The following is a 25,073-nucleotide window of genomic DNA, read 5'->3' as shown; positions in this document are numbered from 1 at the left end:
TGGTTTTTTAAAAGAATTATGTTATAAAGTGTTGAATTAATATGGATTTTAATAGATAATAAGACTAGTATTTAAGCAACACATACATTGCTTAAAAAAGTCTTAAAAAACATGGGGGATATTTAATGCAATTTAAGAAGAAAAAAATTGTTGTTGTTATTATATTATTACTGTTAAGCAGTTTGTTTATTCCTGTCGGTTTTGCAGAATCAACTGGTGAAGATGCAGACTCTTTGTATAAACAAGCACAAGAACAAACTAGCTCTTCTGCACAACTTAGTTCCTACATTAACGGATATGAATTATATCCAAACGATCCAAGATTTGAAGAAGGTATTAATAGTAGTGCCATAGATTTGATAAATTACACAGACACGAGACATCTAGCTGGTGATTATGGTGCCGCAATTGTAAGGTACAATGCTATACTAGCAGCACCTGTTTTAAATGAAGCAGTAAAGGCTAGTGTAGAGGCTAGAAAAGTTTTAGCTCAACAAAGTAAAACTTTTGAAACTGCGAATAAAAAACTTACCAATGCCAAGAATCAAACCAATTCTTCTCCTCAACTCGCTTCTTATATAGAAGGGTACGCTCTTTATCCATGGGATAGTAGATTCACAACTGGTATTAATGAGAGCGCAGTTTCATTGCTAGACTATGCTATGGAACAACATCTAAAAGGTAACTATGGTTCTGCTATATTAAGATATAATAGGATTTTAGAGGCCCCTGCATTAAATTCGAATACAAAAACAGAAACAGAATATAATCTTGAGTATGCTATAGCGGAAAAACGTACAGCAGATATGCTTTATAGTAATGCTCTAAAGCAACCTAATTCAACTTCACAATTAACGAGTTATATAGAGGGGTATAACGTGTATCCCAGCGATGCTAGATTTGCACAAGGAATTAATAGTAGTGCACTAGACTTGATGAATTATGCTGAAAAAAGGCATATGGCTGGAGATTATGGTGCTGCAATTGTAAGATACGATACTATACTAGCAGCACCTGCTTTAGATGCAGTAATAAAAAGTAGTGTAGAATCTAGAAAAGATTTGGCAGAACAAGAAATGACATTTGTTACAGCAGATGAACAATATAATTCAGCAAGAAATAAGCCTAATTCAACTTCACAACTTGCTGCCTTTATAGATGGATATGAATTATATCCAAATGATAATAGATTCACAACTGGAATTAATGAAAGTGCTCTTTCATTATTAAATTATGCTATTAAACAACATGAAAAAGGTGAATATGGCTCAGCTATATTGCGCTATGAGAGTATTTTGTCAGCTCCTATGCTTAAAGACAGTACTAAAAAGGCTGCACAAACTAATTTAGAATATGCGGTAGCTAAACAACGTACACCGGATATGCTATATAACAATGCGGTAAATCAAACTACTTCTTCAGCAAAATTAACTGCATATGTTGAAGCTTATAATTTATATCCAAATGATACTAGATTTGAAAATGGTATCAATGAAAGTGCGAGAGAATTACTGGATTATACAACGAAGCGCCATGAAGCAGGAGATTACGGAGCTGCAATTGTAAGATATGATCATATCTTATCTGTACCTGTATTAAATGCTGGGATTAAACAAGAAGCAACAATAAAACGAGAAGCTGCTACTGAAGGGAAAATTTATAGGATAGCTGATGCTCAATATAACTTTGCAAAACAAGAGGCAAACTCAAGTGCTCGACTGACAGCTTACATTGATGGATATAATTGGTATCCTAACGATCAACGTTTTAAGGAAGGTATTAATAGTAGCGCTCAGGATTTGTTGAATTATGCAAGCACACAACACGAACAAGGTAATTACGGTTCGGCGCTTCTTAGATATCAATTGATCTTATCTGCTCCAGTATTAGACGATTCTATTGAAGAAGAAACAAAAATCAAGAGTGAATATGCTGTTGCAAAAACAACATATCCTACAGCAAATCAGCAACTAAGTATTGCAGCAGACGAAACAAATTCATCTGCTAAACTGCAAGCGTATATAGATGGTTATATCTTGTATAAAGGTGATACTCGATTTGAACAAGGAATTAATGATAGTGCCTTAGCATTATTAGATTATGCGAGTCGTCAACACGAAGATGGGAAATTTGGTTCAGCTATTTTAAGATATGATCTAATTTTATCTGCACCAGTCTTAGCTGACACAATTCATGAAAGTACAACATTAAAACGTAGCTATGCAGCAAAAGATCAATTATACCGTACTGCGGATGAACAAATAGTGTATGCGGAAAGTCAGACATCTTCTACACCACAACTAAACGCATATATCGAAGGTTATTACTTATACCTTTCTGATACGAGGTTTGTAGATGGAATGAACGAAAAAGCTCTTTCTTTACTCGATTATGGTACTCGGATACATCAAGAAAAAAATTATTCTGGTGCTATTACTAGATATGATTTAATCTTAAGTGTACCTGAATTGGATGAACTTACTGTTCTAGAAACAGAAGCTAAGAGAGCTTATGCAGTGAAAAATACGACAATTCCAACTGCCGATCAGTTAGCTTCAATTGCAGAGAGTGAAACAAGCTCTTCTGCACAATTAAGTGCATATCAAGAAGCATATTTACTATATCCAGAAGATGGAAGATTTTTAGATGGTCTAAATCAAAGCGCTCAATCTTTATTAAATTGGGCTAGCGAAAAACATAGAAATTCGGATTTTTCAACTGCAATTCACCGTTACAATGTTATTATTAGTACTATTGGTGTCAATGATACAATCAAAGATACAGCAAGAGAAAGACTTGCTCTTGCTGTTGAAGGTATTAAGCTTCAAAAAGAAACAATAGAGTATTCAAATTATTCGTATTCATTAACACAAGCATTAGCAGCTCAAATGTTAGTGAATCCACAAACAGATAAATACAGTAGTCAGCCAGGTTATGTTCATAGTTCGTGGGTTAATAAAGGTACGATTAATAAAAATGTAAATATCCGAACAGCTGCAACATTATCTAGTAGCAGTATATACAAAGCTACTACTGAAAAAACAACTGTATCAATTATATCAACCGTTACAGGAGCAGCATATCAAGGTAGCACGACATGGTATAAAATCAGTTATGATGGAAAGACGCTATATGTCCATGTTTCATTAGTTGATACAGATATTGATGTGCATTCTGATGCTAAATCTTCTAGCCATGTTTACGGTGATACAAGCAGCGTTAGTCTTAATATTACAGGAGAAAAGAAAGGTGCAACGATTAATAATAGTAATGTCTGGTATGAAATTAATTACACAACTTGGAGAAGTGCCACTGAGTCTGATGTGTTGGCATATTTAAATCCTAACCAAAATAATATATTCCAACATCTTGTGTTATCTTCAAGTGTAGGTGTATCATACACAGAGCTTAATAAACTATTAGTTGGTAAGGGCGTTTTAAGTGGTCAAGGAAAAGCCTTTATTGAAGCAACCAAGGAGCATTTGGTGAACGAAATTTATTTAATCTCACATGCCCTTTTAGAGACTGGAAATGGTGGCTCAGAATTAGCAACTGGAATTCAAGTCGGCATAGATAGTGGAGGAAATTATATACTTGCAACCGATGATAATAAGTCAAAATTATCCTCTATAAAAACTGTGTACAATATGTATGGTATTGGCGCAAATGATGGTGATGCTAAAAGACTTGGTGCAATTTATGCATATAAGAATGGTTGGACAAGTGTAGAAAAAGCGATCATTGGTGGTGCTGAATTCATTGGTGAGAAATATATTCACGCTAATCCTGTGCAAAATACACTATATAAAATGAGATGGAATCCTACTAGTCCTGCCTCACATCAGTATGCAACAGACATTGGATGGGCTGTAAAACAGATTAGTAGAATTGAAAGTTACTATGAACAATTAAACAATCCGTTATTACACTTTGATATACCAGTATATAAATAATATTATGATAGCCTAAACATAACTTACTTCGTTTAGGCTATTATTATTTTGAAAGTAATAGCTTTAAAAATTGAAAGCAGGCAAGAAAATTGAATTTTTATTCTTGGGGGAGAGAATATTGAAACCAAAGCATTTTTTTCTGTTCTTAACATTATTAACTGTTTTATTATATCCAACTATTATATTTGGAGAAGAATCTAGTAATAATATAGAGACCGCAGATGAGTGGGATAATTATGCAAGTGAACAAAGTACATCATCAGCAATGCTAAAGGCATATATAGCAGCCTATGAGGCTTATCCAAATGATTCAAGATTTGAAGAGGGAATAAATAATAGCGCCCGTTCTTTATTAGATTGGGCAACTAGTGAACATCAAAAAGGAAATATTGGGACAGCAAATTTACGGTATGACTGGATACTGGAAGCACCTAGCTTAAATGATAGTATAAAAGAAGAGACAGAGAGAAAGCAGGCATATTCTATTAAAGGTGTGCGGTTACCAACAGCAACAGAGTTTGTATCAAGTGCAAACAATCAACCAAATTCTTCTGCCGTTTTAGATGAATTTATAGAAGGATATGAGCTATATCCGGGAAATGAACAATTAGAAAAAGGTATTAATGAAAGCGCAGAGTCCTTACTGAATTGGGCGATTAAACAACATCAACAAAAAAACTTTGGAACAGCCCGTGTTCGATACGAACGAATTTTAGAAGCTCCGGCTTTAGCTACTAGATTAAAAGATAAAACGAGCAACTACTTATTATATGCATTAAATGAACAATTAACAGCAGATCAATATTATAATGAAGCAAGTAATTATCCGAATTCTTCAGGTAGCTTAAAATTATTTATAGAAGGATATGAAGCCTATCCAAAGGATGAAAGACTTGAAAAAGGTATTAATAACAGTGCCCGTTCTTTATTAGATTGGGCAACTAGCGAACATCAAAAAGGAAATATCGGCACAGCAAACTTACGATATGACTGGATATTAGAAGCACCTAGTTTAAATGATAGTATAAAAGAAGAGACAGAGAGAAAGCAGGCGTATTCTATTAAAGGTGTGCGGTTACCAACAGTAGCAGAGTTTGTGACAAGTGCTAATAATCAGCTGAATTCTTCTTCAACAGTAAATAAATATGTTGAGGGATATGAGTTATATCCGGGAAATGAACAATTAGAAAAAGGTATTAATGAAAGCGCAGAATCCTTACTGAATTGGGCGATCAAACAACATCAACAAAAAAACTTTGGAACAGCCCGTGTTCGATACGAACGAATTTTAGAAGCTCCGGCTTTAGCTACTAGAATAAAAGATAAAACGAGCAACTACTTAACATATGCATTAAATGAACAATTAACAGCAGATCAATATTATAATGAAGCAAGTAATTATCCGAATTCTTCAGGTAGCTTAAAATTATTTATAGAAGGATATGAAGCCTATCCAAAGGATGAAAGACTTGAAAAAGGTATTAATAACAGTGCCCGTTCTTTATTAGATTGGGCAACTAGCGAACATCAAAAAGGAAATATCGGCACAGCAAACTTACGATATGACTGGATATTAGAAGCACCTAGTTTAAATGATAGTATAAAAGAAGAGACAGAGAGAAAGCATGCATATTCTATTAAAGGTGTGCGGTTACCAACAGTAGCAGAGTTTGTGACAAGTGCTAATAATCAGCCGAATTCTTCTTCAACAGTATATAAATATGTTGAGGGATATGAGCTATATCCAGGAAATGAACAATTAAGAACAGGTATTAATCAGAGTATTCGTTCATTACTTTTATGGGTTAATGGACAACATCAAAAAGGAAATATCGGAACAGCAAGGACTCGTTATGAGTTGATTCTAGAATCACCTGGTGTATATAGTAGTATTCGACGTGAGACTCAGATGAAATTAGATTATGCATTAGATAATAAAAAGCTTCCAACTCCAGATGAATTAATAAATAGTATCAATAACGAGAACAATTCGTCACAAAAGCTGGCTAAATCTATTGAAGGATATTACTTATATCCTGGAAATGAGAAACTCACTAACGCAATTAACGATAGTGCAGCCTCTCTTATGAGTTGGGCAACTACCCAACATCTAAAAGGGGAACTAGATACTGCTAGAGTTAGATATGAAAGAGTATTAGATTCACCATCATTAAATAGTAAAATAGAAAAAGAAGTAAGATTAAAATTAAAGTATGTTAATAAAAATGAAATATTACCAACAGAGCAGAGAATAATAGATGTAGCAAATAGTAAAAATAGTTCTTCTAAAGCGATTGAAATTTTAACAAAAGGATATTATTTATATCCGAATAGTACAGAGATAAGTGCTGCTCTAAACATGAGTGCTCGTAATTTGCTGGAATGGGCAAAAGATCAACATCAAAAAGGCCAATTCGGTACTGCAATTCATCGTTATAACTACATTATTGGTTTAGATGGAGTTTATAATAGTACACAAAATGAAGCCAAGAAATATTTGAAGTTAGCTGAAGCCGGTGAAAAAATAGCGGTAGTAAAAGATATAGTGAATGGAAAAGTTGCTGAATATTCATATAACCAAATGATTAGTGACATTAAAGCATTAGAATCTAGTTATTCAAGTATTATTGAAACGAAGATAATTGGGAAGTCAGTTGATTATCGTAATTTATACGCTGTAAAATTAGGAAAAGGGAAGAAAGAAATATTCATCAATGCTTCCCATCATGCCCGTGAACATATGACTACAAATGTAATTATGGAAATGATTGATGAGTATGCAAAATCATATGCCCTGGATACAAAATATCATGGCTATGATGCAAGACAAATACTAAATGAAGTTTCAATTTGGTTTGTTCCTATGGTAAATCCAGATGGTGTAATGTTGGTGCAAGAAGGAGCGTTATCTGCAAGTAACCCTAGTAATGTGATAGAGATTAATGGTGGTAGCTCGAACTTCTCAAGTTGGAAGGCAAACATTAGAGGAGTAGACTTAAATCGTCAATATCCGTATCTATGGAACTCGATTACTGATAATACAGGTAAGCCTAGTTCGGCTATGTATAAAGGGGTTTTACCTTTAAGTGAACCAGAAACAAAAGCTGTGTATGATTTTACTAACCAGCATAATTTTCTCGCAGCAGTTTCTTATCACTCGTCAGGAGAATTAATATATACAAGATATGGATTCTCATCGCATACAAGGAAAATAACGGCTGGAGTAGCAAATATTACAGGTTACCAGCCAATTGACTTGCAAAATAGTGTAAGTGGTGGAGGTTATACGGATTGGTTCTTGTATAAAAAGAATCAGCCAGCGATCACACAAGAAATATCTCCATACGTATATGAACAACCAGTACCATTTAAGAATTGGGATGGTGTATGGAATAAAAACAAAACGGTTGGTTTATATATTGCAAAATATACTAGTGACAGGTAGACCATACTTAAAAGAGGCTGGGACAAAACCCAGATAAACAATAAAAAGTTGCACCTTTCCAAATTTATGGTTGGAGGGTGCAACTTTTTTATAAAATTGAAACAATTTAAGTAAGTAAAAAAGGATACCTTCTGATAAAATTAAAGTGACGAAACAATAACTATCGGAGGTATCCTTATGTTTAAAGATTATAACATGAATCAAGTAATTTTGCCGTTAGATTTAGAAATGAAATTGCAAAAAAATGATATTGCCTATACAATCCATGACTTAGTTGAACAAATCCAGATAAAGCTTTTTCTGTTTTCTTACATGAAACAGGTTGTCCTGCTTATCATCCACGAATGATGATGAAGGTTATTTTATGTGCTTATACGCAATCTGTTTTCTCTGGAAGAAAAATTGAAGCATTACTGAAAGATAGTATACGTATGATGTGGTTAGCGCAAGGTTATGAGCCAAGCTATCGTACAATTAACCGTTTTCGAGTCAATCAAGAAGTACAAGACCTGTTACGCCAATGTTTTGTGCAATTTCGATGCCAGCTGGTGAAAGAAGAACTGATTGATGAAGAAGCGATCTTTATTGATGGTACCAAGATTGAAGCAAATGCCAACAAATTTACGTTTGTTTGGCGAAAAGCGATTGAAAAATACAGTGCCAATTTGGTGGAAAAATCAAATCAAATGTATGATGAATTGCTAGCAAACGAAATTATCCCAAAAATCGAACGTGAAAGTATGGAAGAACTAACCACCCAGGAACTCGAAAAAGTTTTGGAGAAACTAGAGAAGACGGTTGAAGCATACGACAAAAAGATCGAAGAAAGTGAAGATGTAAGCGAACGTAAGCAACTTCGTTCTGAACGCAAAACACCAAAACAATATCGCAAACGGTTTAAGGATTATGCAACACGCAAACAAAAATACGAAAATGATATGGCCATATTTGAAGAGCGTAACAGTTATTCAAAGACAGATCATGATGCCACATTTATGCGAATGAAAGACGATTATAGGAAGAATGGCCAATTGAAAGCTGGTTATAATGTCCAAATTGCGACAGAAGGACAATATGCACTCGCTTATGATGTATTTCCTAATCCAACCGATGTACGCACATTCATTCCTTTTCTAGATAAAATCGAGGAAAGCTTCTTTGAGCTTCCCAAATATATCGTCGCTGATGCAGGTTATGGAAGTGAACAAAATTACGATGATGTCCTAATTAATCGGGAGCGCATTCCACTAATTACATACAATATGTATCGAAAAGAGAAGACAAAGAAATATAAGCAAGATCCTTTTAACACAAAGAACTGGGAGTATGATGAAGCGACTGATTCCTTCCTCTGTCCAAATGACAAAAAAGTAATGTTCCAGTATCTGTCCAACCGGACAGGTAAAGACAACTTCACTCGAGAGTTTAGAGTCTATGAATGTGAAGATTGTTCGGATTGTCCATTACGCTCACAATGTACAAAAGCAAAGGAAGGAAATAATCGAAAGATATATTACAACGAAAAATGGGAACAACAAAAAGCATACACAAAACAACAACTTTCAGAAAAAGAAACCGGTAAAATCTATGGTAAACGAAAAATAGATGTGGAACCAGTCTTCGGATTTTTGAAGGCTAATTTGCGTTTTACTCGCATGTCGGTAAGAGGCAAAAAGAAAGTAGAAAATGAATTAGGATTCGCGTTCATGGCGGTGAACTTGAGAAAGTACACCGCTAAACATGCGAATGGTACAACAACGCCTGAATATAATCTAACAAAAAAAGGTTCCGACCATCTTTCTATGATGATTGGAACCTTTTTCGTTATTTTTGGCTAGTTATGTCCCAGCCTCTTTTTTAATATTAATTTAAGGTTAATAGATAATAATTTAAAATGTAGTGTTTAAATGCGAAATTAGTCTAAGTTTGTTAGAATTAAAACTAATGTTCTTTTGAGAAAAAATTTGGAGGTATATTATATGACAATTAAGCCACATGGAGATACGTTAACGTTAGTTAATCGTGAGGTTACTAAAAGTGAAAGAGATACAATATTAGTTAAGGCGAATAAGCTCAAGGCAATAACAATATCATCTTGGACAATTTCAGATTTAGAACTTATAGCAATAGGAGGCTTTAGTCCACTAAGCGGTTTCATAGGAAAAGCAGATTATGAAAGTGTAATAAATGAATTGAGACTTGTAGATGGAACAGTTTGGAGTGTGCCAATAACGTTGGCAGTTACCTTAGAAGAGGCAGAAAGTCTTGAGGTAGGAGAAGAAATTGCCCTTAAAGGTGAAGATGATGTTATCTATGGAACAATACAATTAGAAGAAAAATATGAAAGTAATAAACATTTAGAAGCACAAAAAGTATACGGAACTACCGATTTAGCTCATGCTGGTGTAAAAAAACTATATGAGCGTGGAGATGTGAATCTAGCAGGTCCAATCACATTAATAAATCGTCCGAATCATAACGAGTTTAAAGACTATCATATGGATCCAGTAGAAACACGACAGATGTTTAAAGATTTAGGTTGGAAAACAATTGTTGGATTTCAAACCCGTAATCCAGTTCACCGTGCGCATGAATATATTCAAAAAACAGCCTTAGAATCTGTAGATGGTTTATTGTTGAATCCATTGGTGGGAGAAACAAAATCAGATGATATACCTGCCGACGTACGTATGAAAAGTTATCAAGCAATTTTAAAGCACTATTATGTAAAAGATCGTGTGCGCTTAGTAATTTATCCTGCTGCGATGAGATACGCTGGACCAAGGGAAGCAATTTTGCATGCTATTGTACGCAAGAATTACGGATGCACTCACTTTATAGTAGGTCGTGATCATGCTGGTGTCGGCGACTATTATGGCACATATGATGCTCAGGAATTAATTGCGAAGTATGAAGATGAATTAGATATGACAATTTTTAAATTTGAACATGCATTTTATTGCGAAGTTTGCGAAAATATGGCAACGTCGAAAACATGTCCACACGATAAAGAAAACCATGTTCATTTAAGTGGAACTAAAGTACGTGAAATGTTACGTAATGGTGAGCGACCTCCAAAAGAATTTTCTCGTCCTGAAGTCGCAGATATTCTAATTCAAGGAATTTAATAAAACTTATATAAGGGACGATATCCTATGACAATAGAAATGATATTTGTACTTATTATGGTTTTTGCAATGCTAGTAGCATTGCTATTTGAAATTGCTCGTCCTGATATGATTGTTTTTTCAGTCTTAATTACCTTTCTAGTAACAGGAATATTAAATACTGAAGAAGCATTAAAAGGATTTTCAAACCAGGGAATGTTAACGATAGCGTTGTTATTTATTGTGGCTGGTGCAGTTCAAAAAAGTGGAATAATTAATCAAATAATGGGTAAATGGTTAATTAATTCAAATAGTGTTAAGGGAGCGCTATTACGTTTTTTTATTCCAATTGCTTTCTTTTCTTCCTTTTTAAATAACACACCAATTGTGGTAACTTTTACCCCAATTCTAAAAAAGTGGTGTGAAGAGAGAAATATTGCACCATCAAAAGTTTTAATACCCTTGTCTTATGTAACTATTCTAGGTGGAACGATTACATTAATGGGAACTTCGACCAATTTAGTTGTACATGGTTTGCTTTTGGATTATGGATTTGAGGGTTTTTCTTTATTTCAGTTATCTATAGTGGGTATTCCTATTACAATAGCTGGTTTAATCTATTTGTTTACTTTCGGATTTAAGCTTTTACCAGAACAAAAGGGATTTAGCCAGCAAGTGAAAGAAGATTCAAGGGAATATATTGCTGAAATGAAAGTTCAATCAACTTTTCGATATGTAAATAAAAGTGTTCAAATTGCAGGATTAAGAGACCTGAAGGGTTTATATTTAATTGAAATAATTAGGGGGAAAGACCGACTATCACCCGTTCGCTCCTCAACAATTATTAAAGCTGATGATCGGCTTATATTTACTGGTTTAATTGCAACTATAGCTGATCTTCAAAAAATAAACGGTTTAACTTTAGAAACAGGAACAAGTGTAGAATTAGATGATTTACGAAATGGGACGAATCAGCTAGTAGAAGCAGTTGTATCTCATCAGTCATCTCTAGTATATAAGTCAATTAAAAAATCTCAATTTCGCTTACGTTATGATGCTGGTGTAATCGCAGTACACAGGAATACAGAACGTATAAAAAGTAAAGTGGGAGATATAGTCTTAAAACCTGGTGATACGTTATTATTGTTAGCTGGTTCTGATTTTGTAGAGAAATATCAACAATCTGATGATTTTTATGTTGTCTCATCATTAAAAACACCTGAATCGCTTAAAGAGAATACAGTAAAGGGATGGTTTTCACTTGGTTTATTTATCTTATTAATAATCAGTGTTGGTTTTGGCCTATTAACAATGTTTAAAGCAATGGCTATTGTAGTGCTTATACTAATGATAACGAAAGTAATATCAGCTGTAGAGGCACAAAAATACATTCAATTTCCAGTACTATTATTGATAGCTAGTTCATTTTCAATAGGAACTGCTATCACCAAAACAGGTCTAGCACAGTTGATAGCAGAAGGAATTCTAAGATTAGGGCAGCCTTTTGGGTTCATAATAACTTTACTGTTCATTTATATGTTAACCAATCTCTTTACTGAATTAATAACTAACAGTGCTGCTGCAGTCTTGATGCTCCCAATTGGATTAGAAATGGCTGAAAATTTGCAAGTAGACCCAATGGGTTTTGCAGTACTTATCGCTATTGCAGCATCTGCAAGCTTTATTACCCCAATTGGTTACCAAACAAATCTTATTGTTTATGGACCAGGGGGATATAAGTACTTGGACTATGTCAAAGTAGGAACACCCTTAAGTATTATTGTCATGTTTATTAGTGTATTTATTATAAATAATGTTTGGTTTTAGGAGGAAAATAATGGTAGAAGCAACCAATATTGTCTGGCATGATTCAATAGTAACGAAAGAGGACAGACAATCTTTAAAAAAACAAAAAAGTGCAGTACTTTGGTTTACTGGTTTATCTGGTTCTGGCAAATCAACTGTATCTGTCGATTTAGAAAAAAAATTATTTGAGCATGGTGTTCATACCTATCGACTAGATGGAGATAACATCCGACACGGGTTAAATAATAATTTAGGATTTAGTGCTCAAGATCGTAAAGAGAATATTCGTCGAATCGGTGAAGTATCAAAGTTAATGGTAGATGCTGGGTTACTTACTTTAAGTGCCTTCATATCACCTTATCGAGAAGATCGTGATCATGTTAGAAGTTTACTAGCAAGCGAAGAATTCGTGGAAATATATGTGAAATGCAGTTTAGAATCCTGTGAAGAACGAGATCCAAAAGGACTTTATAAGAAAGCTCGAGCAGGTGAAATTAAAGGATTTACAGGAATAGATGATCCTTATGAAGAGCCACTTAATCCTGAAGTGATTATCGAGACAGATAAACAGTCAGTAGATGAATCAGTAAAAAAAATAATTGATTATCTTAATAGGAAAGGATATCTATCTTATGAATAATGATGATCTATTGCGATTGTTGGAAATTTCCTTGTCAGCAGGGAGAGAAATTTTAGAAGTATATCAACAGGATTTTGAAGTAGTTAAAAAAGTAGATGACTCACCACTAACCATTGCAGATGAACGTTCTCATCATGTAATTATGGACGGATTACAAAAAAGCTTTCCCAAGATTCCGATTTTGAGTGAAGAGGGAAGAGATATATCTTATCAAGAACGAAAAGATTGGAAACAGTTCTGGCTAGTAGATCCATTAGATGGTACAAAAGAATTTGTGAAAAAGAATGATGAGTTTACCGTTAATATTGCTCTAATAGAAGGGAATTATCCTGTATTAGGAGTGATCTATGCGCCAGTATTAGACATCTTCTATTATGGTAAAGAAGGTTTGGGAGCTTTTAAAATAGAGAAAGCATCTAAGTTAACTATCTCAAATGAAACAGAGTTAATTGAAAACAGCATCTCACTTCCAGAAGCTGATACTGATAATACGAGCATAAGAGTGGTGGCTAGTAGATCTCATATGTCTGATGATACACAGGCATTTATCAATGAATTAAAAGAAAAGGCTTCTAAAGTAGAGGTAGTTTCAGCGGGAAGCTCCTTAAAATTTTGCTTAGTAGCCGAAGGTAAAGCAGATTACTATCCACGCTATGCACCAACTATGGAATGGGATACTGGAGCAGGACAAGCTATAGTAGAGGCAGCAGGTGGAAGTGTAACGAGACAAGAAGATAAAGAAAGATTTTATTACAATCGTGAAGTTCTTAAAAATGGCTGGTTTTTAGCGAAGATAGATAAATCAAATTAGTTTAAGCTGAAAAGGATGAATGTAATGACAAAAAGGAAAGTATATGATCATTTAACAAGTGTGGATACAATTATTGAAGATATAAAGGAAAATCAAGTGTTACCGCTTATGGTTTTTCAAATGGGCAAGGTTGGTTCATCAACTATTAAAAAATCTTTAGGGAAATATTTGGAGAGCAATATTCCAATTTGGCATGTACACCATTTAAAAAATAAAATGAGAGCTTCAGTATATTATGAAGAAGGAATTTCGTTAGCAGAAATGATGCACAAGTCTCTTGATGAATCAAATAAAGACCAAAAATTAAAAGTTATCACGTTAGTTAGAGATCCAATTTCACGAAATATATCTCATTTCTTTCAAGTGATAGACAGATTAGTACCAGACACATATGAAAGTTATATTAAAGACGAAAAACCTATAAGTGATTTGCACAACGCATTCTTTTATGAGGAATATCATAAAAAAGGATTTCACCAAGTTCCGTTAAATTGGTTTGACAATGAAATAAAATCTATCTTTCATATTGATTTACTTGAAGAAGATTTCCCGAAAGATAAAGGATATAAAATATATCAATATGATAAAGTAGAAATATTATTACTAAAGTTAGAAGATATTCAAGATACTGTCAAAGATGCTTTTAAAGAATTTATGGATTTTAAAAATTTCGAATTGAAAAACGCAAACACATCTTCAGACAAAGAGTATACAGATCTTTACAAAAAATTCAAAAGTACAATCCATATTCCAGAGACATATAAAGAAGAAATGTATAATTCCAAGCTGGTTAAACATTTTTATAAAGAAGATGAGATAAAGAAACTTCAAAAGAGATGGAATAAATCATATAAATCTAGTATTGGCAAATAAAAAATATATCATAGAATCATAGACAAACTATCCAGTTAAAATCAAAAAGACGACTTTCCTAAGGAAAGTCGTCTTTTTGATAACGCAGTATTTTTTATATTTATGTTGCTTATTCAGTAGTAGTACTTGAAGTATCTATTCCCAAATGTTCTTTTAATATTTGTTTGTTTTCCTCAAGAACTTCTTCATCTAGCTGAAAATAATAAGCATCTGTCCAAAGATCGTTACCAGTTAAATTTAGTGACTCAATATCTAAATCACCGGAAGTACCATAAGAAACGAAACTTTTCATTTGATCAAAAGTTAAGCTAGTCGACATATTATCACCAACTGCTTCGATAACATTATCATATTTAAACACAGAGCTTAATGACGTCGCTTTCGCTGCAATGGCTTTTATAACTTCCTGTTGTCTCTTTCCACGTTCAAGATCACTATCTAACTTTCTTGTTCTTGCTACTGCTAATGCTTCCTCACCATCAAGTTCTTGTTCGCCAGCTAGAAGATGGATAGCATCCTTTTCATCATCTGAGTTGGATTCAGAGAACTCATATGGTACATCAAAAGTAATACCACCTAATTCATCAACCACGTCTACAAAGGCGTTAAAGTTTAAACGAACGTAATAATCAACTGGTACGTCAAGAAGATATTCTACTGTTTCAATTGTTGCAGTTGCTCCACCAAAAGCGTGAGCATGTGTTATTTTGTCTTCATATCCAACTTCAGGAATATATACATAGGAATCTCTTGGAATACTTAGTAATTTCACACTGTTATCATCCTTGTTTAAGGTTGCCAAAATTAATGCGTCTGAGCGAGAAGCACCGCTATTGCTTTCTTCACGATGTTCACTATCATCAACACCAATAAATAGGATAGATACATGGTCTTCAGCCGGATCAACAGCTTCTTCACGTAACTCGGATTTTTCTCTTCCATCACTTTCATATGAGTTAGCAGCTGTTGTTTCTGCTTTATTAACTAAGTTTACTGCATAAACAGTAGATCCAATTAATAAAAGAGCTAATGGAACTAGGATAAACAATAACCTTTTACGTTTTCTGGATTTTTTATTATTTTTACGTTTTTCACTACGTATATTTGTGTCGTTTTTTGACATTATATATCCCCTCAAGTTTTAATTTATAAACTATCTTTCATTCTACTATGAAATGACAATAAGGTAAATCAGATTATTTAAAAATGTTGTATATTTTTATCGTTTTAATAAATATTTTTAATTCTAAATATTTATTCGATAATTTATAATATCATAAAAAAGTGTCGAATTCTTAGCCTGTATACTGCAATTATATTTGAGAGTATGCTATTATATATTATGATGCAGAAAAGTTAAATTATATGCTAGAAAATATTCACTTGCATAAATGATTATAGGGAATAAACAATAAAAGTAGTTATTGAGAAAGGAAAGAATAAAATGAAAATAGTAGTAGCTGGAACAGGATACGTTGGTTTGTCCAATGCGATCCTATTAGCACAAAACAATGAAGTAGTTGCGTTAGATATTATTCAAGAGAAAGTGGATTTAATTAACAATAAAAAGTCTCCAATTGTTGATGAGGAAATTCAGACATATTTGGAAACAAAAGAGTTAAATCTAACTGCGACAACAGATACAACAGAGGCATATAAAAACGCGGATTTTGTTGTTATTTCAACGCCGACTAATTATGATGCAGAGAAGAATTACTTTGATACAAGTACGGTGGAAAAAGTTATATCTACAGTTTTATCCATCAATCCTAATGCAACGATGATAATTAAATCAACTGTACCAGTTGGTTATACATTAGAAACGAGAGCGAAATTTAAAACAGAAAATATTATCTTTTCTCCTGAATTCTTGCGAGAAGGTAAGGCGCTTTACGATAATTTATATCCTTCACGCATTGTTGTTGGTGAGCAATCAGAAAAAGCTAAGACGTTTGCTAATTTGCTTGAACAAGGTGCTTTGAAAGAAAATATTGATGTGCTTTTAACTAACTCAACGGAAGCAGAAGCAATTAAATTGTTTGCGAATACATACCTTGCCATGCGTGTTGCATTCTTTAATGAATTAGATACATATGGAGAAGTGAGAGGTTTAGATACGAAGCAGATTATTGAAGGTGTGGGACTTGATCCACGCATTGGTACACACTATAATAACCCTTCATTTGGTTATGGTGGATATTGTCTACCGAAGGATACAAAACAACTTTTAGCTAACTATGAAGATGTACCAAATAATATTATGGCAGCGATAGTTGATGCTAATAGAACAAGGAAAGATCATGTTGCTAATAGCATTGTTGCAAAGAATCCTAAAGTTGTTGGTATATATCGTTTAACAATGAAGACAGACTCAGATAACTTTAGACAATCAGCGGTACAAGGTGTTATGAAGCGAATTAAAGCTAAAGGAATTGAAGTTGTTGTATACGAACCAGTAATGGAAGAAGAAGAGTTTTACAATTCTAAAGTAATGAAAGACTTTGATGAATTCAAAAGCCTTTGTGATGTGATTGTTGCAAATCGTTTAACAGAAGAATTGAAAGATGTAGCTAATAAAGTTTATACACGCGATTTATATAGTAGAGATTAATAAAAAGAGGCTGGGACATAACTAGCCAAAATAACGAAAAAGATTCCGATCATCTTAGGAAGATGGTCGGAATCTTTTTTTGTTGGATTATTTTCAGGATTTGTTGGACCATGCGCATGCTTAGCCGTGTACTTTCTCAAGTTCACCGCCATGAATGCAAATCCTAATTCATTTTCCACTTTCTTCTTGCCTCTTACTGACATACGAGTGAAACGCAAATTAGCCTTCAAAAATCCGAAGACTGGTTCTACATCTATTTTTCGTTTGCCATAGATTTTACCGGTTTCTTTTTCTGAAAGCTGCTGTTTTGTGTATGCTTTTTGTTGTTCCCATTTTTCATTATAATAAATTTTTCGATTCTTTCCTTCCTTTGCTTTTGTACAGTGGGAACGCAACGGACAATCCGAACAGTCTTCACATTCATAGACTTTAAAGGATCGGGTGAAGTTATCTTTACCTGTTCGATTAGATAGATACTGGAAAGCCACTTTTTTATCATTTGGACAACGGAAAGAATCACTCGCTTCATCATACGCCCAGTTCATTGTGTTAAAAGGGTCTTGCTTATATTTCTTTGTCTTCTCTTTTCGATACATATTGTATGTAATCAGCGGGATGCGCTCCCGATTAATGCGGACATCTTCATAATTCTGTTCACTTCCATACCCTGCATCAGCTACGATATATGTGGGAAGTTCAAAGAAGCTTTCCTCGATTTTATCTAGAAAAGGAGTGAATGTGCGTACATCAGTTGGATTGGGAAATACGTCATATGCGAGTGTATATTGTCCTTCGGTCGCAATTTGTACATTGTAACCTGCTTTTAATTGGCCATTATTCATATAATCGTCTTTCATGCGCATAAAGGTGGCATCATGGTCTGTCTTTGAATAACTATTGCACGCTTCAAATATAAGCCTATCCTTTTCTTATTTTTGTTTGCGTGCTACGTAATCTTTAAACTGTTTGCGGTATTTTTTTGGTGTTTTCCTTGCAGAGCGAAGCTGCTTCCGTTTGCTGACATCTTTACTTTCTTCGATCTGTTTGTCGTATCCTTCAACGGTCTTCTCTAGTTTCTCAACTACTTTTTCGAGTTCTTTAGTGGATAGTTCTTCCGTACTTTCGCGTTCTATTTCTGGAATAATTTCGTTTGCCAATAATTCATCGTACAGTTGATTTGATTTCTCCACCAAATTCGCACTGTATTTTTCAATCGCTTTTCGCCAAACAAACGTAAATTTATTGGCATTTGCTTCTATTTTGGTGCCATCAATAAAGATCGCTTCCTGGTCAATCAGCTCTTCTTTCACCAGTTGGCATCGAAATTGTACAAAACATTGGCGTAACAGGTCTTGTACTTCTTGATTGACTCGAAAACGGTTAATTGTACGATAGCTTGGCTCATAACCTTGCGCTAACCACATCATACGTATACTATCTTTCAGTAATGCTTCAATTTTTCTTCCAGAGAAAACAGATTGCGTATAAGCACATAAAATAACCTTCATCATCATTCGTGGATGATAAGCAGGACAACCTGTTTCATGTAAGAAAACAGAAAAAGCTTTATCTGGTATTTGTTCAACTAAGTCATGGATTGTATAGGCAATATCATTTTTTTATAATTTTATTTCTAAATCTAACGGCAAAATTACTTGATTCATGTTATAATCTTTAAACATAAGGATACCTCCGATTGTTATTGTGTGGTACTTTAATTTTATCAGAAGGTATCCTTTTTTACTTACTAAAATTTTCGATTTTATAAAAAAGTTGCATCTTCCAACTACCGTTGGAAGATGCAACTTTTTATTGTTTATCTGAGTTTTGTCCCAGCCTCTTTTTATTAGGCTTTCCGTCCATTCTTAAACAACAAGCTAATATAAATCATCATTGATGTAATAACAGAGAAAGCTGAAACTAAGTAAATGAAGCTATAGCCAAAGCTTGCGGCAATTAAGCCAAATGTCATTGCACCAACACCGACACCAAGGTCAAAGGATGCAAAGAAAGTAGCATTAGCCATTCCTTTACGGTTAGCTGCAGCTTCATTAATTGCCCATGCTTGTAAAGCAGGTTGAACACTTCCAAATCCGAGTCCATAGAACGCAGCCGCGATATATAAAACGAGAGAGTTTGGTAACCAAACTAATAAGAGCATCGCAGTTACAATCATGAGTGTGCCAGGAAGAAATACGGCAATATGACCTTTAGCGTCATAAAGTCTACCAGCAAAACTCCGTGATATCATTAAGAATAGAGCATAGAAGAGAAAGTAAATGCCAATTCCTTCAATACCTTTTTGTGTTGCGTATAGTGGTAGAAAAGACGCAATACCACCAAATGTTACGGTAATGAAGAAGAGTAAGATAGCAGGTTTAATCGCACTTTTCTCAAAAATATCAAATTTAATAGTTGCCGCTTTATGTTGTGATGCCTCGATCTTTTTATAACGTATGCGTGTTGACAATAAAAAGGAAACAAAACCAAGTGATCCACAGATTAAGAACAGCTGTGGAAAGCTAATAATATCTACTAATGCCAATCCAAGTGCTGGACCAAATGCGAGTGCTAAATTCCCAGATAGCCCAAAATAGCCCATTCCTTCCCCGCGTCGCTTAGGTGGAATTAAATCCGTTGCAATCGTTCCAGTTGCAGTTGTAGAAAATCCCCAACCAACCCCTTGTACCATACGCATCACAATCAGAAAACCAATACTTGTAATAATAGAATAGGAGGCAACAGATAAAACGAAAATTCCGAGTCCAATCATATAAACAAATTGTCGTCCTTTTGATTCGAGAGCATGTCCAGCATATGGCCGGAATAATAGTGCGGAAAATGTAAAAATACCAGTAATTAACCCAATTAATTGATCACTTCCACCTAGCTCTTGTACGAACAGAGGAATCGTAGGCAAAGTCATTTGAAACCCGAGAAAAATAAAAAAGTTTGCCATACATATTAAGGCAAAATCTTTCGTCCAAATCTTATCTTCATTTATTGCTGTCTTTGTTTGCGTCCGTGCATTATCTGCCATAATTATATTCCTTCTTTCTTTCGGCACTCGAAATATATTATACACAAGATAAAAGACTTTGTTAACTAGATTCGCCGATAAGTATAGAATTTATCAATTTTGGCTTTGATAATGGTGAGAGATGAGTCGAATGGGCGCGTGATCAATCGAGCGAACGCAGCACGAATCGGGCGAAAACTCAGATAATCGGGCGAACGCAAGCCGAATCGGGCGAAACTCAGAATGATAAGGCGATCGCCATCTAGGTCAGTCATCTAATAAAGACAGAAGTGAGTATACAATGCCTTTTGTTTTACCAACATAAGATAACTTCATATTAGCCAGTAGACGCTTGACGATGTGGCTCGATTTTAATTGTAAAAATGCTTTAGCTTGTCGATTCGTGATAGTAGATCCAAATAATAGCGCATATTCTTTCAATGCTTGGATATGTGCTTCTCTATTTTTTACTTTACAAACTGGGCAGATCCAATAGCCATGTGCACGATTCATGATTACCTTTTTACAAACAGGACACCAAACACCATTTCTAATATTACTTCTATTAATCTGATACTTTTCGATCACATTATACGTTTTAGGCGTATGGTTATTTTTCAGCTTATTAGCAAGTTTCTTGAGTTGTTCTTTCGTATAATAATTAGCTTGGTATTGTTGTAAAAGTTCATCTATTCGGAGTGAGAGGTGGTGGTTGTCCACGATATCGGGTTCTCGCTGATTGAATTGAAGAATCACATTGGGATGGGTAAATGATACGAGTGTATGAATCGGTAAGAAGGGGAAACCGTTTCTCATAATATAGCTTTCAAGATGCCTTTTTTGGATAGCGGCTTGGTGGAGGGGGTTTTTGTAACTGTTCTTTTTTCCATCAAGTGTTCGAATCATTTGGTCAGATTGGTTGAACGTGATTTCTCCTTTGAAATTTTTTGCTTTAATAATAATACCTAATCTAGGTGTTAAAAGTAAGGCATCAATCTGGAAATAGTCACTAACACAGGGTAGTCGCAAGTCATACAAAATGAAAGCTGATTTTAGATGTAATAACTGAAAAGGATAAGCAAGAGAGGATTCGCCATAAAATCCACTAGTATACTTACCATATACATGCTCTAATTGTTGGAACATTGGCTCACGGTGTAAGAGTCTAGGCATAAGCACTTCTAACTGTTTGAGTTCTGGATTTTTTTGTAGGGGTTTTATAATCAAGATATTAATTCCTCTCTTTATGAATAGTAGTAGCGCTTTTCAAAAGAGCGCTACCAAATCAAAATTATTTAATCAATGTATCTAAATGATAAGATGACGTTTTTGCATAACCACTTTGTTTAATATCTAAACAACCTAATAATCTTGTCACCACAGTAGCTGAATCAACTTGTAAAAAGTGACGTGCTTCTTTGTTTGTAATCTGTGGACGATAAAGTAATGCATAGTCATGTAAGGCAATGATATGCGCGCTATTGGAACGGCTATGGCAGCTAGTACATTTCCAGTAGCCTTGTTTACGTTGCATCATTTCTTGTTTGCATTTGCGACACCATACACCATTTCGAATGTCTTGTGTTGGAATCTGATGTTTCTTAATCACATTATAGTTTTGTGGTCTGTTTTGATTTTTTAGTTGATTTGCGAGGTACTCTAGCTGGTCGATTTGATAGAATCGCTTTTGATAGATGGAACGTAGCATGGTAATACGCTGTAGTAAAAACTTGCTTTTAACCATATCATCGAAGTTGCTATCAAAGTTCAAAATTACTTTTGGGTGTGTAAAGGTAACGATAGGGTGAAGCGGTATCGGAGGGAGTCCATGTTGTTCTAGGAATTGGTGAAGGTGTGCTATCTGGGTGTTTGCATCATGTAACGGATTTGGGGCCGTTATTGTTTCGCCATTATTCAGGTATGTAAATTTTCCGATTGTGTTAAAGTTAAGTTCATTTTTAACATGCATAACTACAATCAAATAGATAACATAGGGTGTGATAATGAGTGCGTTTAATTTGAAATAGCCTGCGTCTTTTTTAGGAAGCCGTAAATTATAGAAGATGAATTTTTGATATAACTCTTTCTTATACAGTAATTCATTTAACACATTGGTACCTAGATAGGCATTTGCAATCCTTTTGTGATGATAGTGAAGTTTTTGGTAACTTGGATTTCCTTGATGTAGTCTAGGTATAAGTGCATCTAATTGTTTGTGTTCACTCGTTTTTATATTAGGAAATAGGATCAGTTAGTTTACCTCCTTTGCTTTTATTAGATTATAAAATAATAATCAAAAAAATTCCATAAATAATTACAATTATTTTACAAAATTTTAAAGTGTAACAAAATGACAATTAATTGTAGATGAATCTTTCGTTCAGATAGCTTAAATAACGTAACTTTCTCACTTAAAATAAGCGCTAATCTTTGTGTGTTGCGTTTCGACTATATTTGTTATACTACTTGACATTCATTAAAAAGGTCTGCTTTCTAAAAGATTGTTGTCAATGACAGAATTACTATAGACTCTATCTTAACTGCCATGTTGATTTCCGCTTCAGGCAGTCGCTTTCCGCGGGCAAGTCTTCAGCTAACTTCGTAAAGAAAATCGTTTTACGAAGTGGATCTTCAGATCTTGCTTTTCCAGCAGGAGTCGACTGCCTTACGCTACAATCAATCCGTATAATGCTGAACAACTATTGTGATAAGCACAATCAATCTTTATGACAAGCAGATAATGTATTACTTTTAAAGTCTGTCCAGCGACCGATTGCCTGTTTTATAAACTAATTCGAATAGCTATTCAAAGAAGCATAGCAGTGGCAGCTTTGTATGCAGTTGATTTAATTTTTGCTAACTTATATTTTAATGACAAATAACAAACATTTTATATGATGCTTAATTAGCAGACTAAACTAGCGGATCAATCGAGATGGGCGACACTCCTGCAGGAACAGCACGGGCTGAAGATCCACTTGGAAGCGTTTTTTGCTTCCAAGTTAGCTGAAGCCGTGCCTGCGGAAAGGGAGCCCATTTCGCTTGAGGAGCGAAGCAGTTATATTTACCACAGAGTTTCTCTCAAGTTCGTAAGATGATTTCAAAAGAAGCGTGAAGTCAAGGTCTATTATGGATTGTGAGACTTCCAAGTAATACCGATACTTAAATGCCTGATTCACTCTGCAAAAGTTATAAATAATAAATAAAAAATAATAATCAAACAAAAAGAAGCTCCATATTCGGAACCTCTCTAATTAAACCATCCTTTACGTTTGAACCATGCATACATCGTAATTGACATGGCAGCCATAACAATAAGTACGATAAAATAGCCATATTCCCATTCGAGTTCAGGCATGTTAACAAAGTTCATACCGTAAATTCCAGCGATGAAAGTTAATGGTGCAAATATAGAGGTGATGATGGTTAGGACTTTCATCACTTCATTTGTTTGGTGTGAGTTTAATGACAAATAATTATCACGGATATCGTTAGCCACTTCACGATTCGATCCAACCATTTCCGATAATTTAATCAAATGGTCATAAATATCAGCAAAGTAGACTTTGCGATCGTTAATACCACTTAAATGACTTGAATTTAACATCCGGTAAAACAAATCACGCACAGGATTAATTGTATGTCGTAATTGTAAAAGCTGATGTCTAATATCAAATAATTTATCAAGTAGTGCTGGCATTGCCTCTTGGTTTGAATTATCTTCTACCTTATTAAGCTCATCTTCAATTGCATAAACAATTGGAAAGTACCGATCAACAATTTTATCTAACACTTCATAAAATACGCGATAGGGATCCCACAACTCTAAATCATGTTTCTTTATATACAATAAACGTTTCCAAACGCTTTCGATTTCAGTGGAAGCTTGTTTATGAAAAGTGACAATATAATTAGGATTAAGGAAAAAATCGTGTTCTAATTGTATTAAATCGTCTGGTTGAAGCGCATGCATAATGAAAAAACTAAAATCATCATAATAATCTAACTTGGCACGTTGTAAGTTTTGGAGACAATCTTCAACTGCTAGTGGATGAAAGTCTAAACTATCGTGCAAATAATGCACTTCTTTATCACTAGGTTGATCAAAGTCAATCCAATACCATTTGTAGGCTTCTTGTTTAAGTGCATCAAGGCTGTTCAGTTGCACTAATTCATTATTGTTATTTATAGCTAGAATATGTATCATCGACTATCACCTCTTCAAATAGTCTAGTATAGCTATTAAAAATAAACAAGTAATCAAGTAATCAAGTAATCAAGTAATCAGAAAAATTATAATATAGTAAGTATTACCTTATTAGTGCGCGGACTGTTTCTTGTTCTTTATGTAGGCATCATAGGAGTTCATAAATTGATAGTAATCATAGTCTGACATAATAATTTTTATCCCATACGTGTAATCAGCTGGTTCGTGCGCTTGTTCTTTCCAAATCACTTCACCAAAAATGTGATTGGTTGGTGCGAACAATCGTAAATTTATTACTATATGATCCCCAACTGAGAATGCAGTGGTAGTAGAAAAGCGTAACCCTTTGACACTTAGTTCATGTAAACGGATCTGACTACTTGTTTTATTGATACTTTCACAATTCATTACTTTAAATGTAGCTTCTGTTTCGGGAGAATCTGCAAAATGCGCACGTGCATGGTCTCTAGACAATGTGTTCACTCCTTTTTTGTATTTTCAGTAATGTTTTTAGACTACCGATAAACCGCTGTAAAGTCAATGAAAACAAGCAAAAATTAACATAAAACAACCTAAAAGTGACATATTCACTAATTATAAT

General features: G+C 34.3%; 14 protein-coding genes and 2 pseudogenes. 9 read left to right on the top strand and 7 right to left on the bottom strand.

Features of this window, described 5'->3' with window-relative positions; translation table 11 throughout:
• Nucleotides 1-125: 125 nt before the first annotated feature.
• The 8 genes and pseudogenes from DM447_RS15850 to DM447_RS15815 all read left to right on the top strand — a co-directional run bounded on the left by DM447_RS15850 (nt 126) and on the right by DM447_RS15815 (nt 14,635).
• A complete protein-coding gene (locus DM447_RS15850; RefSeq protein ID WP_112182159.1) occupies nt 126-3,953 on the top strand; it encodes an N-acetylglucosaminidase in 3,828 nt (1,275 codons plus the stop codon).
• 118 nt (nt 3,954-4,071) lie between these two features.
• Nucleotides 4,072-7,398 (top strand): M14 family metallopeptidase, encoded by a 3,327-nt coding sequence (locus DM447_RS15845; protein WP_112182158.1) that lies wholly within the window; start codon nt 4,072-4,074, stop codon nt 7,396-7,398.
• 177 nt (nt 7,399-7,575) lie between these two features.
• Nucleotides 7,576-9,259 (top strand): annotated as a pseudogene (locus tag DM447_RS15840) (IS1182 family transposase).
• A 118-nt stretch (nt 9,260-9,377) separates the two neighbouring features.
• Nucleotides 9,378-10,526, top strand: a complete 1,149-nt coding sequence (sat, locus tag DM447_RS15835; protein WP_112182157.1) for a sulfate adenylyltransferase — start codon at nt 9,378-9,380, stop codon at nt 10,524-10,526.
• A 27-nt stretch (nt 10,527-10,553) separates the two neighbouring features.
• Nucleotides 10,554-12,332 carry an SLC13 family permease gene (locus DM447_RS15830; RefSeq protein WP_112182156.1) on the top strand — a complete coding sequence of 593 codons (1,779 nt, stop codon included), beginning with the start codon at nt 10,554-10,556 and terminating at the stop codon, nt 12,330-12,332.
• A 10-nt stretch (nt 12,333-12,342) separates the two neighbouring features.
• Entirely contained in the window at nt 12,343-12,951 is a 609-nt protein-coding gene (gene cysC / locus DM447_RS15825) for an adenylyl-sulfate kinase (RefSeq protein WP_112182155.1), read from the top strand.
• Nucleotides 12,944-13,762 (top strand): 3'(2'),5'-bisphosphate nucleotidase CysQ, encoded by an 819-nt coding sequence (gene cysQ / locus DM447_RS15820; RefSeq protein WP_112182154.1) that lies wholly within the window; start codon nt 12,944-12,946, stop codon nt 13,760-13,762. The genes cysC and cysQ overlap by 8 nt, the downstream gene beginning before the upstream one ends.
• 24 nt (nt 13,763-13,786) lie before the next feature.
• Nucleotides 13,787-14,635, top strand: a complete 849-nt coding sequence (locus tag DM447_RS15815; protein WP_157967911.1) for a putative capsular polysaccharide synthesis family protein — start codon at nt 13,787-13,789, stop codon at nt 14,633-14,635.
• A 109-nt stretch (nt 14,636-14,744) separates the two neighbouring features.
• On the opposite strand, the gene DM447_RS15810 is transcribed toward DM447_RS15815, so the two are convergent.
• On the bottom strand, nt 14,745-15,758 hold the full coding sequence (locus DM447_RS15810) for an LCP family protein (protein ID WP_112182152.1): 1,014 nt from the start codon (nt 15,756-15,758) through the stop codon (nt 14,745-14,747).
• A gap of 321 nt (nt 15,759-16,079) precedes the next feature.
• Here DM447_RS15810 and DM447_RS15805 point away from each other — a divergent pair, with 321 nt between their 5' ends.
• Nucleotides 16,080-17,246: a nucleotide sugar dehydrogenase gene (locus DM447_RS15805; RefSeq protein WP_112182151.1), complete on the top strand. Its 1,167-nt coding sequence runs from the start codon at nt 16,080-16,082 to the stop codon at nt 17,244-17,246.
• Here DM447_RS15805 and DM447_RS15800 read toward each other — a convergent pair.
• The 6 genes and pseudogenes from DM447_RS15800 to DM447_RS15775 form a co-directional block, all read right to left on the bottom strand.
• Nucleotides 17,243-18,928 (bottom strand): annotated as a pseudogene (locus DM447_RS15800) (IS1182 family transposase). The gene DM447_RS15805 and the pseudogene DM447_RS15800 overlap by 4 nt on opposite strands.
• A 164-nt stretch (nt 18,929-19,092) precedes the next feature.
• Entirely contained in the window at nt 19,093-20,286 is a 1,194-nt protein-coding gene (locus DM447_RS15795) for an MFS transporter (protein ID WP_112182150.1), read from the bottom strand.
• Nucleotides 20,287-20,532: 246 nt separating this feature from the next.
• The gene (locus DM447_RS15790; protein ID WP_112182149.1) at nt 20,533-21,492 is read right to left on the bottom strand and encodes a nuclease-related domain-containing protein; all 960 of its coding nucleotides are present in this window, start codon (nt 21,490-21,492) and stop codon (nt 20,533-20,535) included.
• A 64-nt stretch (nt 21,493-21,556) separates the two neighbouring features.
• Nucleotides 21,557-22,375 (bottom strand): nuclease-related domain-containing protein, encoded by an 819-nt coding sequence (locus DM447_RS15785; RefSeq protein ID WP_157967869.1) that lies wholly within the window; start codon nt 22,373-22,375, stop codon nt 21,557-21,559.
• 1,140 nt (nt 22,376-23,515) lie between these two features.
• Nucleotides 23,516-24,472, bottom strand: coding sequence for a magnesium/cobalt transporter CorA (corA, locus tag DM447_RS15780; RefSeq protein WP_112182147.1), 957 nt, complete (start codon nt 24,470-24,472; stop codon nt 23,516-23,518).
• 111 nt (nt 24,473-24,583) lie between these two features.
• Entirely contained in the window at nt 24,584-24,946 is a 363-nt protein-coding gene (locus tag DM447_RS15775; protein WP_112182146.1) for a hypothetical protein, read from the bottom strand.
• Between the last annotated feature and the right edge of the window lie 127 nt (nt 24,947-25,073).

This window comes from Paraliobacillus zengyii, from assembly GCF_003268595.1.
GTDB classification, from domain to species: domain Bacteria; phylum Bacillota; class Bacilli; order Bacillales; family Amphibacillaceae; genus Paraliobacillus_A; species Paraliobacillus_A zengyii.
Note: the sequence above shows the minus strand (reverse complement) of the source record. Positions and strands in the feature narration are given on the sequence as shown.

Coding starts and splice junctions, on each gene's coding strand:
- DM447_RS15850 (WP_112182159.1), top strand. CDS start 126: ATGCAATTTAAGAAGAAAAAAATTGTTGTTGTTATTATATTATTACTG.
- sat (WP_112182157.1), top strand. CDS start 9,378: ATGACAATTAAGCCACATGGAGATACGTTAACGTTAGTTAATCGTGAG.
- DM447_RS15830 (WP_112182156.1), top strand. CDS start 10,554: ATGACAATAGAAATGATATTTGTACTTATTATGGTTTTTGCAATGCTA.
- cysC (WP_112182155.1), top strand. CDS start 12,343: ATGGTAGAAGCAACCAATATTGTCTGGCATGATTCAATAGTAACGAAA.
- cysQ (WP_112182154.1), top strand. CDS start 12,944: ATGAATAATGATGATCTATTGCGATTGTTGGAAATTTCCTTGTCAGCA.
- DM447_RS15815 (WP_157967911.1), top strand. CDS start 13,787: ATGACAAAAAGGAAAGTATATGATCATTTAACAAGTGTGGATACAATT.
- DM447_RS15810 (WP_112182152.1), bottom strand. CDS start 15,758: ATGTCAAAAAACGACACAAATATACGTAGTGAAAAACGTAAAAATAAT.
- DM447_RS15805 (WP_112182151.1), top strand. CDS start 16,080: ATGAAAATAGTAGTAGCTGGAACAGGATACGTTGGTTTGTCCAATGCG.
- DM447_RS15795 (WP_112182150.1), bottom strand. CDS start 20,286: ATGGCAGATAATGCACGGACGCAAACAAAGACAGCAATAAATGAAGAT.
- corA (WP_112182147.1), bottom strand. CDS start 24,472: ATGATACATATTCTAGCTATAAATAACAATAATGAATTAGTGCAACTG.